This is a genomic window from Bradyrhizobium sp. CCBAU 51627 (assembly GCF_028128765.1).
Classification (GTDB): domain Bacteria; phylum Pseudomonadota; class Alphaproteobacteria; order Rhizobiales; family Xanthobacteraceae; genus Bradyrhizobium.
The window spans coordinates 88,921-102,877 of record NZ_LBJG01000002.1 but is presented as its reverse complement, the minus strand read 5'-3'; the positions used below and the strand labels follow the sequence as shown (position 1 = coordinate 102,877).

Annotated in this window: 12 protein-coding genes; 5 read left to right on the top strand and 7 right to left on the bottom strand. The window is 65.7% G+C overall.

All coding sequences use genetic code 11. The features are described 5' to 3' along the window. The first annotated feature begins 34 nt into the window (after nt 1-34). Together XH88_RS00755 and XH88_RS00750 are read left to right on the top strand one after the other, a co-directional pair. Nucleotides 35-1,210 (top strand): CoA transferase, encoded by a 1,176-nt coding sequence (locus XH88_RS00755; RefSeq protein WP_271613514.1) that lies wholly within the window; start codon nt 35-37, stop codon nt 1,208-1,210. Next, nucleotides 1,207-2,154, top strand: coding sequence for a hydroxymethylglutaryl-CoA lyase (locus tag XH88_RS00750; RefSeq protein ID WP_271613513.1), 948 nt, complete (start codon nt 1,207-1,209; stop codon nt 2,152-2,154). The genes XH88_RS00755 and XH88_RS00750 overlap by 4 nt, the downstream gene beginning before the upstream one ends. 162 nt (nt 2,155-2,316) lie before the next feature. On the opposite strand, the gene nikR is transcribed toward XH88_RS00750, so the two are convergent. Then, nucleotides 2,317-2,760 (bottom strand): nickel-responsive transcriptional regulator NikR, encoded by a 444-nt coding sequence (gene nikR, locus XH88_RS00745; RefSeq protein WP_271613512.1) that lies wholly within the window; start codon nt 2,758-2,760, stop codon nt 2,317-2,319. Between the two features lie 57 nt (nt 2,761-2,817). Next, nucleotides 2,818-5,280 (bottom strand): heavy metal translocating P-type ATPase, encoded by a 2,463-nt coding sequence (locus XH88_RS00740; protein ID WP_271613622.1) that lies wholly within the window; start codon nt 5,278-5,280, stop codon nt 2,818-2,820. Between the two features lie 86 nt (nt 5,281-5,366). On the opposite strand from XH88_RS00740, the gene XH88_RS00735 reads away from it, so the two are divergent. Continuing rightward, the gene (locus XH88_RS00735; RefSeq protein ID WP_024338640.1) at nt 5,367-5,642 is read left to right on the top strand and encodes a metal-sensitive transcriptional regulator; all 276 of its coding nucleotides are present in this window, start codon (nt 5,367-5,369) and stop codon (nt 5,640-5,642) included. A gap of 168 nt (nt 5,643-5,810) precedes the next feature. Here XH88_RS00735 and XH88_RS00730 read toward each other — a convergent pair whose 3' ends face one another. After that, nucleotides 5,811-6,722: a YiiX/YebB-like N1pC/P60 family cysteine hydrolase gene (locus XH88_RS00730; RefSeq protein ID WP_271613511.1), complete on the bottom strand. Its 912-nt coding sequence runs from the start codon at nt 6,720-6,722 to the stop codon at nt 5,811-5,813. Nucleotides 6,723-6,909: 187 nt separating this feature from the next. Here XH88_RS00730 and XH88_RS00725 point away from each other — a divergent pair, with 187 nt between their 5' ends. Then, nucleotides 6,910-8,301: a flavin monoamine oxidase family protein gene (locus tag XH88_RS00725; RefSeq protein WP_271613510.1), complete on the top strand. Its 1,392-nt coding sequence runs from the start codon at nt 6,910-6,912 to the stop codon at nt 8,299-8,301. 152 nt (nt 8,302-8,453) lie between these two features. On the opposite strand, the gene XH88_RS00720 is transcribed toward XH88_RS00725, so the two are convergent. From XH88_RS00720 to pheS, 4 genes are all read right to left on the bottom strand, one after another. Continuing rightward, nucleotides 8,454-9,224: a sulfite exporter TauE/SafE family protein gene (locus XH88_RS00720; RefSeq protein WP_271613509.1), complete on the bottom strand. Its 771-nt coding sequence runs from the start codon at nt 9,222-9,224 to the stop codon at nt 8,454-8,456. Nucleotides 9,225-9,237: 13 nt separating this feature from the next. Further along, nucleotides 9,238-11,646, bottom strand: coding sequence for a phenylalanine--tRNA ligase subunit beta (pheT, locus tag XH88_RS00715; RefSeq protein WP_271613508.1), 2,409 nt, complete (start codon nt 11,644-11,646; stop codon nt 9,238-9,240). Beyond that, nucleotides 11,643-12,089: an endonuclease domain-containing protein gene (locus XH88_RS00710; RefSeq protein WP_271613507.1), complete on the bottom strand. Its 447-nt coding sequence runs from the start codon at nt 12,087-12,089 to the stop codon at nt 11,643-11,645. The genes pheT and XH88_RS00710 overlap by 4 nt, the downstream gene beginning before the upstream one ends. A gap of 215 nt (nt 12,090-12,304) precedes the next feature. Further along, nucleotides 12,305-13,387 carry a phenylalanine--tRNA ligase subunit alpha gene (gene pheS, locus XH88_RS00705; RefSeq protein WP_271613506.1) on the bottom strand — a complete coding sequence of 361 codons (1,083 nt, stop codon included), beginning with the start codon at nt 13,385-13,387 and terminating at the stop codon, nt 12,305-12,307. A gap of 151 nt (nt 13,388-13,538) precedes the next feature. Between pheS and XH88_RS00700 the strand changes: the two genes are divergently transcribed. Further along, nucleotides 13,539-13,952 (top strand): hypothetical protein, encoded by a 414-nt coding sequence (locus XH88_RS00700; protein ID WP_271613505.1) that lies wholly within the window; start codon nt 13,539-13,541, stop codon nt 13,950-13,952. Nucleotides 13,953-13,957 lie beyond the last annotated feature (5 nt).

The window sequence follows — 13,957 nt, the reverse complement described above, 5'->3', positions numbered from 1 at the left end:
CTAGTCTTCGACGCCGAACGACAGGGAGTGACGGATGGCTGAGACCGGATTGCCGCTCGAAGGCGTGCGGGTCGTCGAAATGACCCACATGGTGATGGGCCCGACCTGCGGCATGATCCTCGCGCAGCTCGGGGCCGAGGTGATCAAGGTGGAGCCGCCAGCCGGCGACAAGACCCGTTCCCTCGGCGGAATGGGCACGGCGTTCTTCCCGCTGTTCAACCGCGGCAAGCGCAGCGTGGTGCTGGACTTCGAGAAGCCTGATGATCGCGACATCATGCATCGGCTGCTGGAGACAGCCGATGTGTTCCTCGAGAACTTTCGCGACGGCCTGCTCGAAAAGCAGGGGCTTGGCGCCGAGGAATTGCGCCGCCGGCATCCGCATCTGATCGTCGCCGGCCACAAGGGCTTTCTGTCCGGCCCCTACGAGCATCGTCCCGCGCTCGACGAAGTCGTGCAGATGATGTCGGGGCTTGCCGCCATGACCGGCACCCAGGAGAAGCCGCAGCGCGTCGGCTCCTCCGCCAATGACATCATGGGCGGCATGTTCGGCGTGATCGCGATTCTCGCCGCACTCTATCAGAAGCGCGGTGGCAAGCGCGACGGCGCCGATATCCGCGTCGGCCTGTTCGAGAACTGCCTGTTCCTGGTCGCCCAGCACATGGTCGAATACGAGATGACCGGCAACAAGCCGCGCTCGATGCCGGAGCGCGAACACGCCTGGCCGATCTACGACATTTTCGACGCCGCCGGCGATGGCCGTATTTTCATCGGCGTCGTGACCGAGGGCCACTGGCAGGCGTTCTGCCGCGAGTTCGGCCTGAGCGAGCTCCTGGATGATCCCACCTTGCGCACCACGACCGATCGCATCCTGGCGCGCCCGCGGATTCTTCCGCGCGTGGCCGAGATCGTCAGGCAGTGGAACGTGGCGGAGCTGTCGCAAAAGCTGGATGCGCTCAACATCTGCTTTTCGCCGATCAACCGTCCCGAGGATCTCCTGACCGATCCGCATGTGCTGCGGCCGGGTGGCCTCGTCACCAACATCGCCGCCGACGGCAAGCCATTCCATGTGCCGACGCTGCCGATCGAGTGGAACGGGGATCATCTCGGCGAAGGCCTGAAGGTCTCGCCGCTCGGCGCCGACACGTCGGCGGTTCGCGCCGAGATCGACAGCAATGACGTCACGTCAAAAGCCGCTGGGAGGCGCGCATGAGCCGGGTCGAGACCACTTATCCCGCCGACCGCGTCGTCTTGCGCGAAGTCGGCTTGCGCGACGGGCTCCAGCTCGTGAAGACATTTCCGTCGACCGAAGCGAAGCAGCGCTGGGTGCGCGAGGAATACGCCGCCGGTGCCAGGCATTTCGAGGTCGGCTCGTTCCTGCCGGCCAAGACCTTTCCGCAATTCGTCGATGTCCGCGACGTCATCGCGACGGTGGCGAGCCTGCCGGGCGCGCATGGCATCGCGCTCGCGCTCAACGAGCGCGGAGTGAACGAGGCGCTGGAATCAGGCGTCGGCGAGATCGCCTCGGTGGTGTCGGCGACGGAGGAGCACAGCCAGGCCAATGCGCATCGTTCGCGCGAATCCGCGATCGCCAACATCAAGCGCCTTTGCGAGCTGCGCGATGCCAGCAGCCACAAGCCGCTGGTGAACGCGGCGATCTCGATGGCGCTGGGCTGCTCGATCACAGGCGCGGTCGATCCGAAAGAGGTGCTGCGTCTCGTCGACAAATGCCTCGAGGCCGGCGTCGATTTCGTCGCGATCGCCGACACGGTCGGCTATGCCGGGCCGAAGCAGGTCGCCGACTTGTCGCGCGCCGCGGTCAAGCTCGCAGGGACAAAGCCGATCTGCATCCATCTCCACGACACCCGCGGCATGGGCATCGCCAATGCCGCCGCGGCACTGGACGAAGGCGTGCGTATCCTCGACGGCTCGCTCGGCGGCCTCGGCGGCTGCCCCTTCGCGCCCGGCGCGACCGGCAACGTCGTGTTCGAGGATCTGGTGTTCCTGTGCGAGAGCAAGGGTTTTGCGACCGGGATCGATCTCGAGAAGCTGATCGAGGTGCGCAGCATTTTGCGGGAGGAGATGCCGAACGAGCAGCTCTACGGCGGCCTCGCGCGGGCGGGCTTGCCGGGTGGACGTGCGGCGAGGGCGGCGTGATCCTTCTAGCTTCAGGCCCAATTCTCGTGTCCCGGACGCGGCGCGGCATAAAATGACGCGACGCAGAGCCGGGACCCCATCTAGCTCCGGCTTCTGGGCCTCGGCTCTGCAGCGCACCGCTGAAGAAGCGCTGCGCTGCGTCCGGGGCACGAGAGCTTCGGCCTACTCATGCCGATGTCCGTGCTTCCGCACCCTCGTCTTGCTCTCTCCCGTCGGAATCATCACCACGCGCCCGTAACGCACGCCGCGTTCGGCGATGATGTGATCCGCAAAATGCCTGAGCTCGGCGGCGTCGCCCCTCAGCGCGGTCATCTCCATGCAATTGTTGTCGTCGAGATGAACATGCAGGGTCGCCAGCGCGAGATCGTGATGGCCGTGGAATTCCTGCACCAGCCGCTTTGAGAGGTCGCGCGCGGCGTGGTCGTAGACATAGACGAGGCCGGCGACGCAGGTGCCGGCCTGTGCCGTATCCTCGCTCGATTGCTGCAGCCCGGCACGGGCGAGATCGCGGATGATCTCGCTGCGGTTCTGGTAGCCGCGCGCCTCGGCGGCCGCATCGATCTCCGCCAAAAGATCGTCCTCGATCGTGATCGTAATCCGCTGCATCAGGCCCTCTCCGCGAACGCGGCCGAATGGACCTGTTCTACACGGATTTCGTCGCCCTCACAGCCGCGTCGCGCGCAGCCGCAGGGCATTGCCGACCACGCTCACCGAGGACAGCGCCATCGCCGCGGCCGCGATGATCGGCGACAGCAGCAGGCCGAAGGCCGGATAGAGGATGCCGGCGGCGATCGGGATGCCGGCGGCGTTGTAGATGAAGGCGAAGAACAGGTTTTGCCTGATATTGCTCATTGTGGCCTGCGACAGCTTTCGCGCCCGCACGATGCCGGTGAGATCGCCCTTCAAAAGCGTGACGCCGGCGCTTTCCATCGCGACGTCAGTGCCGGTGCCCATGGCGATGCCGACCTCCGCCGCGGCCAGCGCCGGGGCATCGTTGACGCCGTCACCGGCCATCGCGACGCTGCGGCCGGCCTTCTGCAGTTTTGCCACCACCGCGCTCTTCTGGTCCGGCAGCACTTCGGCCTCGACATCGGCAATGCCGAGCCGGCGCGCCACCGCTTCGGCCGTGGTGCTGTTATCGCCGGTCAGCATGATCACCTTGATGCCTTCGGCGGCGAGCGCCTTCAGCGCCTCCGGGGTCGAGGCCTTGACCGGATCGGCGATCGCGAACAGGCCGGCAAGCCGGCCGTCGACCGCCATGTTGATGACGGTCGCGCCGTCGCCGCGCAGGCGCTCGGCCTCGCCGTCGAGCGGCTTGGTGTCGATGCCGACCGACGTGAGATACTTCGCGTTGCCAAGCACGATGCTCTTGCCATCGACCTTGCCGGTCGCGCCCTTGCCGGTCGGCGAATCGAACCCTTCGACCTGGCCGAGGGCGAGCTGCTTCTCTTTCGCTGCGCGCACGATGGCGTCCGCGAGCGGATGCTCGCTGGCGCGCTCGACGCTGGCCGCAAGTCGCAGGATGTCGCCTTCCACAAAACCGGGTGCGGGCACGACCGCGACCACCTTGGGCTTGCCCTCGGTCAGCGTGCCGGTCTTGTCGACCACCAGCGTGTCGATCTTCTCCATCCGCTCCAGCGCCTCGGCGTTCTTGATCAACACGCCGGCCTGCGCGCCGCGGCCGACACCAACCATGATCGACATCGGGGTTGCCAGACCCAGCGCGCAGGGGCAGGCGATGATCAGAACGCTGACGGCGGCGACGAGGCCGAAGGCCAGCCGCGGCTCCGGCCCGAACCAGGCCCATGCGGCGAAGGCCGCGATGGCGACAACGATCACTGTCGGCACGAACCAACCGGCGACCTGGTCTGCCAGCCGCTGGATCGGCGCGCGCGAGCGCTGCGCATCCGCCACCATCTGCACGATCTGCGACAGCAGCGTCTCGCGTCCGACCTTGTCGGCGCGCATGATGAAGCTGCCGGACTGGTTGAGCGTACCGGCGATGACTTTTGCATCGACTTCCTTTGTCACCGGCATGGATTCGCCTGTCACGAGCGATTCATCGAGCGAGGAGCGGCCCTCGATGATGACGCCGTCGACCGGCACCTTCTCGCCGGGTCGAACCCGCAACCGATCGCCGGCATGAAGCGTATCGATCTCGACCTCGTGTTCGCTGCCGTCAGCATCGACGCGCCGCGCGGTTTTCGGCGCGAGCTGCAACAGCGCCTTGATCGCGCCTGACGTCGCATCGCGTGCGCGCAGTTCCAGCACCTGGCCGAGCAGCACCAGGACCGTGATCACGGCGGCCGCCTCGAAATAGACCGAGACCGCGCCCTCATGGCCGCGGAAGGTGGCGGGGAAAATCTGCGGCGCCAGGGTGCCGATCAGGCTGTAGACATAGGCGACGCCCGTGCCCATCGCGATCAGCGTGAACATGTTGAGGTTGCGCGTCAGCAGCGACTGCCAGCCGCGGACGAAGAACGGCCAGCCGGCCCACAGCACGACGGGCGTGGCGAACACGAGCTGGATCCAGTTCGACATTACGGGGTCGATCAAGTTGTGCGGCCCGGCGAGATGGCCGCCCATCTCCAGCACGACGGGCGGCAGCGCCAGCGCGCCGCCGATCCAGAAGCGCCGCGTCATGTCGGCGAGCTCCGGATTCGGTCCGGTCTCCAGGCTCGCGACCTCTGGCTCCAGCGCCATGCCGCAGATCGGGCAGCTGCCGGGTCCGACCTGGCGAATCTCCGGATGCATCGGGCAGGTGTAGATGGTGCCCGCGGGCATCTCGGGCTCGGTCGCCTTGCCCTTGGTGAGGTATTTTGCGGGATCGGCGACGAATTTGGTGCGGCATCCGGCCGAGCAGAAATGGAAGGTCTCGCCGTGGTGCTCGAAGCGGTGCTTTGACGTCGCCGGTTCGACCGTCATGCCGCAGACGGGGTCCTTGACCTTCGTTGCGGCGTCACCGTGGCCATGGGCGTGATGATGGGCATGGCCGGCGTGATCGCCGTGTCCACCGCAGCAGGATGAGGTCGCGGGCTTGGCGGTCGGCGGCGCTGCTTCTGCGGAACAGCCGCATCCGGCCTGGGTTGCCGCTTCGGGGTGATGCCCGTGTTCGTTGTTGTTCATTGCCCCGTGTTCGTTGTTGTTCATTGCCATGCTCCGATCCCGCGCCTGGTCTTGCAACCTATACCCGGTAGGGGTATATAGACCTCATGCGCAAGGACATCAAGGCATCTGTCGGAAAACGTCTCGGCCGGATCGAGGGCCAGGTTCGCGGCTTGTCGAAAATGGTAGAGGAAGACCGCTACTGCATCGACATCGTGACGCAGATCTCGGCGGTGCGCGCTGCGCTGCGCCGGGTCGAGGAAGAGATCCTGAAGGATCACGTCGCCCATTGCGTCGAGCACGCGATCGCGAGCGGCGACAAGGCGGATCAGCGCGAGAAGATCGCGGAGCTGATGGCGGTGATCGGGCGGGCGGAGCGGTAGATTTCACCGCAGTCATTGCGAGGAGCGCAGCGACGAAGCAATCCAGAGTTGCTCCGCGGAGGCAGTCTGGATTGCTTCGCTTCGCTCGCAATGACGCTGTGGGGAAAGCTCTCTATGCTGCTCTTTCGCGAGCTAGTCTGCGCCGCGGTCGGTACATCGCGAGCTTCTTCAGCAGCGGGACAGTTTGGAGGCGGTGACGCGATCGACCGTCGTCGCCGGCATCACTTGCTCAGCCGAAGCCTGCGCTTCTTCGTCAATCGCTTCAGGAACGAGCGGCGGCGCACGGAACGTTTCTGGAAACACACCGAATGAGCCCGCCACCTCCTCGAGCGGCTTTTGCTTGTCGGCCCAGTGCAGGGCCGTGTAGTCGAAGCCGTGCACGATGGTGGGTTTGACCACTTCGAAATAGGGCGAGATATCGAAGTCGCGGGGCATGTAGAGCGAGGAATCGCGGATGTGCAGGATCTCGCGGCGCGCGGCGCGGCTGCCGGCCTTGGTGATCTTCGGCAGGATCGGATAGCGCACGGCGTCGAAGGCTTGCGCGATCAGCGCCGAGCAGATGATCTTGGTCGGATCGCCCGAGCCGAGCGCGATCATGCGCCGTCGCCAGCGCTGCGGCACCGGCAGCGGGAACAGGAAGCGCATCAGATCGATGATGTTCTTGGTGTCGTAGCCGAAGCCGATGCGGTTGATCGCATAGCGGCAGACCGTGATGCGGTCCTCGTAGGACAGCCCGACCGGCCGGCAGATGCGGGTGTGATAGGGGAAATATTTCGACAGCGGTGCGGAGGTGACGCCTTCGCCAATATTGGCCTCGATCAGCACGTGCGGCTCGCCGTCCGGCTCGACCGCGCCCTCGACCGGGCCGACATAAAGCGCGGCGTGCGACCAGGTCGACTGCGTCAGATATTTGATGATGCCGGAGATGCGGTTGTTGCCCTCGACCAGCATGACGTCGCCGGGCTGGATCACGCCGCGCAAATGTTCGGGGTCGCTCGGCGTGAACGGCTCGTAACCCGGCACCTCCTTCGAGAGGTACGCGGCAATTACTTTGCCGACTGAATCTAGGACCGTCCCCATGATCTCTCCCCGGGCCTTTCTGGCCGTCTTTTTTCCATCTCTATCATGGTCGAAACCGGTTGCAATTCGGTTCATGGCTGTATGAGTTCAAGCACGATTGATTCACCATGACGGTTGCTGCGCACCATCAGATGCGGCAAGGTTCGCCGGCTGTTCCCGTTGGCCGCAAGTTTCTGGAAACCATGACATGACAATCACGCGCCGCAGCTTCCTATCGGCGTCGGCGGCCCTTGCTGCAGCGCCGGTCCTGCGCGCAACGGCCGCGCCGCTGCCGCGCGAGGCTGACATTGTCGTGATTGGTGCCGGTGCGGCCGGCATCGCTGCGGCGCGGCGCATCATGGCGGCCAATCGCAGGGTGATCGTGCTGGAAGCAACCTCGCAGGTCGGCGGACGCTGCATCACTGATACCTCCACCTTCGATGTGCCGTTCGATCGTGGCGCGCGCTGGATGCACAATCCCGATATCAATCCGATGATCCGGCTGGCGCGGGGGGCCGGACTCGATGTCTCTCCGGCACCGTCGGGCCAGAAGATACGCGTCGGTCGCCGCAATGCGCGTGCGGGCGAGACCGAGGAATTTCTGGCGGCGCTGGTCCGCGCCAACAGGGCCATCGACGAGGCTGCGCGCGGCAAGCTCGATACGTCCTGTGCGTCGGTCCTGCCGAAAGATCTCGGCGATTGGGCCGGCGCCGCCGAGTTCGTGCTCGGCGCGAGCTTTGCCGGCAAGGATCTGAAGGAACTGTCGGCGATCGACAAGGCGCGCGCGCAGGACCGCAATGCGCCGATCGCCTGTCGCCAGGGTCTGGGCACCCTGATCGCAAGGCTCGGCGAGCAGGCGCCGGTCGCGCTCGCGACCCCGGCGAGCCGGATTCTCTGGAGCAATCGCGATGTCAGCGTGGAGACGCAGGCCGGCAAGATCGTCGCGCGCGCTGCCATCATCACGGTCTCGACCAATGTGCTCCTGTCGGGCGCGATCAAGTTTGCGCCCGACATCCCCAAGCGCACGTGGGATGCGGCGTCCAAGCTTACGCTCGGCAGCTACGATCACATCGTGCTGCAGCTGCCGGGAAATCCGCTCGGCCTCTCGCGCGACGACATTTTGATCGAGCAGAGCAACTCGACCCGCACCGCGCTGATGCTGGCCAATATCGGCGGCTCCTCGCTGTGCTCGATCGACGTCGGCGGCTCGTTCGGGCGCGATCTCTCCGAGCAGGGCGAGACGGCGATGGCCGCCTTCGCCAGGGAATGGATCACCAAGCTGTTCGGCAGCGAGGCGGCTGCCGCCGTGAAGAAGATCGCCGCGACGCGCTGGAACGCCTCGCCCTATGTGATGGGCGCGATGTCGGCGGCCTCACCCGGCGGCCAGCTCTCACGCAGGGTCCTGGCCGAGCCGATCGGCAACATGTTTCTCGCCGGCGAGGCCACCCATGAGACGCTCTGGGGCACGGTTGACGGCGCCTGGGACAGCGGCGAGCGCGCCGCCGATGCCGCGCTCCGCAAGATCGGTGCGCTGAAGGACGAGCCGGCCGAGGTGCCGACGCAATCGACGAAGAAACGCCGTCGCGCGCCGCGGCATTAGGGCCGCCGTCGTCCTGGACAAGCGAAGCGGAGCGCAGATCCAGGACCCATTACCCCATGGAGTAGTTCGGCGAAGACACGTGGTTACCAGCCGTAGCTATAAGTGCTGACCGGGGTAATGGGTCCGGCTTTCGCCAGGACGACACTGGAGAGCTAACGCAAGATCCCATCCAGCACCGGCAGCCCGGTGATCACAGCGATTGCGATCAGCGCAAAGCAGATCCTGCGGAAGACGGTTTCGCTGGCGCGGCCGAACAGCGAGGCGCCGAAGGCGACGCCGAGCGCATAGACCGGACCAACGATCAGCGACAGCGCGAGCGATTCGCGCGAGATCAGGCCGGTGGCGGCGTAGCTGATCATCGAGAAGCAATCGGAGGCGCCGAAGAACAGCAGGATATTGGCGCGTGCGATGATCGGGGCGATGGGGCGGCCGAGCCAATAGCCGACGATCGGCGGCCCGCCGGTCTGCGCCAGGCCGCTGCAGAAGCCGGAGAGGCCGCCGATGCCGACCGAGAGCCAGACATGGTCCTTGCCGCGATAGCGCCAGCCCGACAGCAGCAGAAGCAGGAGGGCGGCGACGAAGCCGGAGATGATCCAGCGCGTGGTGACGGGCTCGAGCACGCTGAGAAAATAGGTGCCGAGAGGCACGCCGACCAGCGCGCCGAGCACGATCACCGCCGTGGCTCTGCGATCCGCCTTGCGCCACGCGTCAGGCAGCAATGGTGCGGCGGACACGAAATCGATGACGAGGAGCAGCGCGGCAACCAGTCGCGGCGGCGCGACGCTGCTCGCCAGCGGCATGAAGATCAGCGCCGCGCCGAAGCCGGAGAAGCCACGCGCCGTGCCGGAAACGAAAGCGATGGCGCAGAGCGCCATCGCAATGGTGAGGCTGATATCCTTTGTCAGGAGATCCGCAAGAGTCATGCGTTATTCGGCATCATGCTCGTAGCGTGCCGCCGGTCTTCTTCGTGACCTCCGCCACGATCTTCGCGGCGACGGCGTCGATCTCCTGGTCAGTCAGCGTCTTTTCGCGCGGCTGCAGCGTGACTGCGACCGCGACCGACTTCTTGCCGTCATCGATGCCCTTGCCCTCGTAGACGTCGAACACGTTGACGCCGGTGATCAGCTTCTTGTCGACGCCCTGCGCCGCACGGACGATGTCTCCGGCCTTCACGGCACGATCGACGATGAAGGCGAAGTCGCGCGAGACAGGCTGGAATGCCGACAGCTCGATCAGCGGCTTGGCGCGGGTCGGCTTCTTCTTCGCCTCGGGAATGCGGTCGAGCGTCACTTCGAACACGACAAGCGGGCCGTCGGCGCCCAGCGCTTCCAGCGCGCGCGGATGCATTTCGCCGAAGGTGCCGAGCACGTTCTGCGGGCCGATCTGGATCGTGCCGGAGCGGCCCGGATGCAGCCAGGCGGGACCGCCGGCGACGATCTGCAGCGCCTGCATCGGTGCGCCGGCGGCAGCCAGCACCGCGAGTGCGTCGGCCTTGGCGTCGAACACATCGGCCTGCGCCGAGCCCGACCAGTGCCGCCCCAGCCCTTCCGACGAGGCAAGCCCGCGGCGCACGCCGCTCGCGGCCATGAACTGATCCTGCGGGCGATCGCCCTTGAACACCTGCCCGACCTCGAACAGCGCGACGTCGCCATAGCCGCGATCGGCGTTGGCCTGGGCGGCCGCGACCAGGCCCGGCAGCAGGCTCGGCCGCATGTCGGAGAGGTCAGCGGCGATCGGGTTGGCGACTTCGAGCTCGCGCTGGCCGCCGCCGAACAATTGTGCCGCAGGCTTGGTGATGAACGACCACGTCACAGCTTCCGTCATGCCGCGGCTCGCGAGTGCGCGCCTTGCGCGGCGGGTGCGCAGCTGCAGCGGCGTCAGCACCGGTTTGCGCGCGTCCTCGCCGCGCTCGAACGGCGTCATCGGCACCTTGTCGACGCCGTAGATGCGCACGACCTCCTCGACGAGGTCGGCCTTGCCATGCACGTCGGAGCGCCAGGACGGCACCGCGACCTTCACGACGGGGCCGGGACCGGCCATCATGAAGCCGAGATGGGTCAGGATGCGCTTCATCTCCGGCATCGGCACCTCGATGCCGGAGAGACGCTTCACCTCGGTCACCGGGAACTCGATCAGGCGGTCGTCGCCGAACGCGTTGCCGACCACGACGTTCTCCGACGGCGTGCCGCCGCACATCTCCATCACCAGCTTGGTCGCGAGCTCCAGCCCCGGCACCATGAAGGCCGGATCGACGCCGCGCTCGAAACGATAGCGCGCGTCCGAGGTGATGCCGAGCTTGCGGCCGGTCTGGGCGATGTTGATCTCGTTCCACAGCGCCGACTCGATCAACACGTCGGTGGTGGTCTCGTCGCAGCCGGAGGCCTCGCCACCCATGATGCCGGCAAGCGATTCGACACCGTGCTCATCGGCGATGACGCAAATGGCGGGATCGAGATTGTAGGTGCGGCCGTCGAGCGCAAGCAGGCTCTCGCCCTCGCGTGCGCGGCGCACGACCAGATTGCCCTTCACCTTCCTGGCGTCGAACACGTGCAGCGGGCGGGCGCGGTCGTAGGTCATGAAGTTGGTGATGTCGACCAGCGCATTGATCGGACGCAGGCCGATCGCGGTCAGCCGCTTCTGCAGCCATTCCGGCGACGGGCCGTTCTTGACGCCGCGCACGAGGCGCAGCGCGAAGCCCGGACACAGCGCGGCGTCCTCGACCGTGACCTTCACCGGGCAGGGGAATTCGCCCTTGATCTGCTTGATGCCGGGATCCCTGAACTTGCCCATGTCAGCAGCGGCAAGATCGCGCGCGATGCCGTGCACGCCGGTGCAGTCCTGCCGGTTGGGCGTCAGATTGATCTCGATCACGGGATCGCCGAGCCCGGCCCATTCGGCGTAAGCCGCGCCGATCGGCGCGTCCGCCGGCAATTCCATGATGCCGTCATGGTCGTTGGAGATCTGCAGTTCGGCCGCCGAGCACAGCATGCCGCGGCTCTCGACGCCGCGGATGGTGCCAACGCCGAGCGTGATGTCCTTGCCGGGAATGTAGGTGCCGGGGGCCGAGAACACGCTGACGAGGCCGGCGCGCGCATTCGGCGCGCCGCACACGACCTGCACCGGCGCAGCCCCGTCGCCGGTGTCGACCATGCAGACGCGCAGGCGATCGGCGTTCGGATGCTGCTCGGCCGAGATCACCTTTGCGATGGTGAACGGCTTGAGCGCCTTCGCCTTGTCCTCGATGTTCTCGACCTCGAGCCCGATCATGGTGAGCTTGTCGGCGAGCTTTTCCAGGGGCTCGTCGGTGTCGAGATGATCCTTCAGCCAGGAGAGGGTGAATTTCATGGCTGCTTTTTCTCCACGGAGACGGTCTGCTCCCTCTCCCGCCTGCGGGGGAGGGTTGGGGTGGGGGCTCTCTCCACGATGGTAGCCGCGATTGTTTCGAGAACGCCCGTGCGGTTGGTCATGACGTCGAGATTGCTGAAGCGGAGGACACGAAATCCCTTCGATTCGATCTCGGCAGAGCGGCGCGCGTCGGCGCGCTCGCCTTCATCGGAAAAGTGTTGACCGCCATCGAGCTCGATGACGAGCTTGGCTGCATGGCAGATGAAATCGGCGACGTAGTGCTCGATTGGCACTTGGCGGCGGAAGCTCGCGCCGTTCAATCGACCGGCTCGCAGCTCCGACCAGAGGATTCGTTCTGCATCAGTCGAGTTGCGCCTGAGTGCGCGGGCATTTTCGCGCAGTTTGGCCGGCACTTTCCATTCGGGATGTTTGGGATCGACCATTGGCAGCCCCATTGCGGAGAAACCCTCTCCCCAACCCTCCCCCGCAAGCGGGGGAGGGAGTTCGACCTGTCGAGTGGGTACAGAATACGTCCCCACGAAATAGAAGCCACGCGCAAGCTCCATCCATTCCCTTCCCCGCATGCGGGGGAGGGTCAGGAAGAGGGCTGTCTCCGCGGCGGGAACGGAGGAAGTCGTCGTATGGCCAATCACCGCCATCACGCGCTCAGCCCTCCCGCCAGCGTCGGCACCTCCAGCGGCTTGAAGCCGTAATGGCTCAGCCAGCGGACGTCGCTGTCGAACAGCTGGCGCAGATCGGCGATGCCGTATTTCAGCATGGCGATGCGGTCGATGCCCATGCCCCAGGCAAAACCCTGGTACTCGTCGGGATCGATGCCGCAGGCGCGCAGCACGTTCGGATGCACCATGCCGCAGCCGAGAATCTCCAGCCAATCCTCGCCCTCGCCGAAGCGGATCTCGCCCTTGTCGCGGCGGCACTGGATGTCGACTTCCAGCGACGGCTCGGTGAACGGGAAGAACGAGGGGCGGAAGCGCATGTTGATGTGGTCGACCTCGAAGAACGCCTTGCAGAACTCGTGCAGGATCCATTTGAGGTGGCCGAGATGCGAGTGCTTGTCGATGACGAGGCCTTCGACCTGGTGGAATTGCGGCGTGTGGGTCGCATCCGAATCGATGCGATAGGTGCGGCCCGGGCAGATCACGCGGATCGGCGGCTTCTGACTCAGCATGGTGCGCACCTGCACCGGCGAGGTGTGGGTTCGCAGCAGCATGCGCGAGCCGTCTTCCTTCGGATGGAAGAAGAACGTGTCGTGCATCTCGCGCGCGGGATGGCCTTCCGGGAAATTCAGCTTGGTGAAGTTGTAGTCGTCGGTCTCGATGTCAGGACCTTCGGCGACCGAGAATCCCATGTCGGCGAAGATCGTGGTCAGCTCGTCCCAGACCTGGCTGAGCGGATGGATGCGGCCGGCCTCGGCCTGCGCATCGCGCAAGGGGAGCGTGACGTCGACCGTCTCGGATGCCAGCCGCGCATCGAGCGCAGCCGACTTCAGCACGTCGCGCCGGGCAGCGAGCGCCTCGGTGACCTTGTCCTTGGCCTGGTTGATCGCCGCGCCCCGGGTCTTGCGCTCGTCCGGCGACATCTTGCCGAGCGTGGCGAGCAGCGCCGAGATCGAGCCCTTCTTGCCGAGCGCTGCGACGCGCACCGCTTCGAGCACGGCTTCATCGCCTGCGGCGGCGATCTGGTCGAGGATGGATGTTTCGAGCGTTGCGAGGTCGGACACTGTCAAATCCTTAGCTCCAAATTCGGCTGGGTTGTCGCCGCCGGAAGGGCGTAACGTCAAGCAAAAAGCCGGTCATTCGAGCCTCTGAACGGCTGGATTGAACCTCGCGTGGGGACCCGGCACCAAGACATGATACGAGGAGACCTGTGCGATGCTTTCGAAATGCTGTTTGGCCGCTGTGGCCGTGGTTCTGTCGGTAGCCGGCACCCCGGCGCGTGCCATGGTCTGCATGGACAAATCCATGACGCTGGACGAGGTTGCCGACACCATCAGCGCGCAGAAGGGCTGCGAAAGCGCGATGAAAGTCTTCAGGGATTGCGAACTGACCGCGAGCGGCGATGTCGAACTCGGCGCTGCCGTCGAAAAGAAATGCGAATCCGACTTCAAGCCCGGCCTCAACGCGTCGCAGAACCAAGCCTACAAGCGCGAGATGCACGCATGTGATATCAAGTACCGGAACAAGTCCGGCACCATGTATGTCTCGTTTACGGCATTCTGCCGGGCGGAGGTCGCCCAGCGTTACTCTGAGCGCGCGCTGAAGGCTGCGGGCCAGACGGCCCGCTAGCGCAA

Bases quoted from the DNA above. Each gene is read 5' to 3' on its own strand.
- XH88_RS00755 (WP_271613514.1), top strand. From the start codon at position 35: ATGGCTGAGACCGGATTGCCGCTCGAAGGCGTGCGGGTCGTCGAAATG.
- XH88_RS00730 (WP_271613511.1), bottom strand. From the start codon at position 6,722: ATGGGGACGGTCCTAGATTCAGTCGGCAAAGTAATTGCCGCGTACCTC.
- XH88_RS00735 (WP_024338640.1), top strand. From the start codon at position 5,367: ATGCGCAAGGACATCAAGGCATCTGTCGGAAAACGTCTCGGCCGGATC.
- XH88_RS00725 (WP_271613510.1), top strand. From the start codon at position 6,910: ATGACAATCACGCGCCGCAGCTTCCTATCGGCGTCGGCGGCCCTTGCT.
- XH88_RS00700 (WP_271613505.1), top strand. From the start codon at position 13,539: ATGCTTTCGAAATGCTGTTTGGCCGCTGTGGCCGTGGTTCTGTCGGTA.
- nikR (WP_271613512.1), bottom strand. From the start codon at position 2,760: ATGCAGCGGATTACGATCACGATCGAGGACGATCTTTTGGCGGAGATC.
- XH88_RS00720 (WP_271613509.1), bottom strand. From the start codon at position 9,224: ATGACTCTTGCGGATCTCCTGACAAAGGATATCAGCCTCACCATTGCG.
- pheT (WP_271613508.1), bottom strand. From the start codon at position 11,646: ATGAAATTCACCCTCTCCTGGCTGAAGGATCATCTCGACACCGACGAG.
- XH88_RS00740 (WP_271613622.1), bottom strand. From the start codon at position 5,280: ATGAACAACAACGAACACGGGCATCACCCCGAAGCGGCAACCCAGGCC.
- XH88_RS00750 (WP_271613513.1), top strand. From the start codon at position 1,207: ATGAGCCGGGTCGAGACCACTTATCCCGCCGACCGCGTCGTCTTGCGC.
- XH88_RS00710 (WP_271613507.1), bottom strand. From the start codon at position 12,089: ATGGTCGATCCCAAACATCCCGAATGGAAAGTGCCGGCCAAACTGCGC.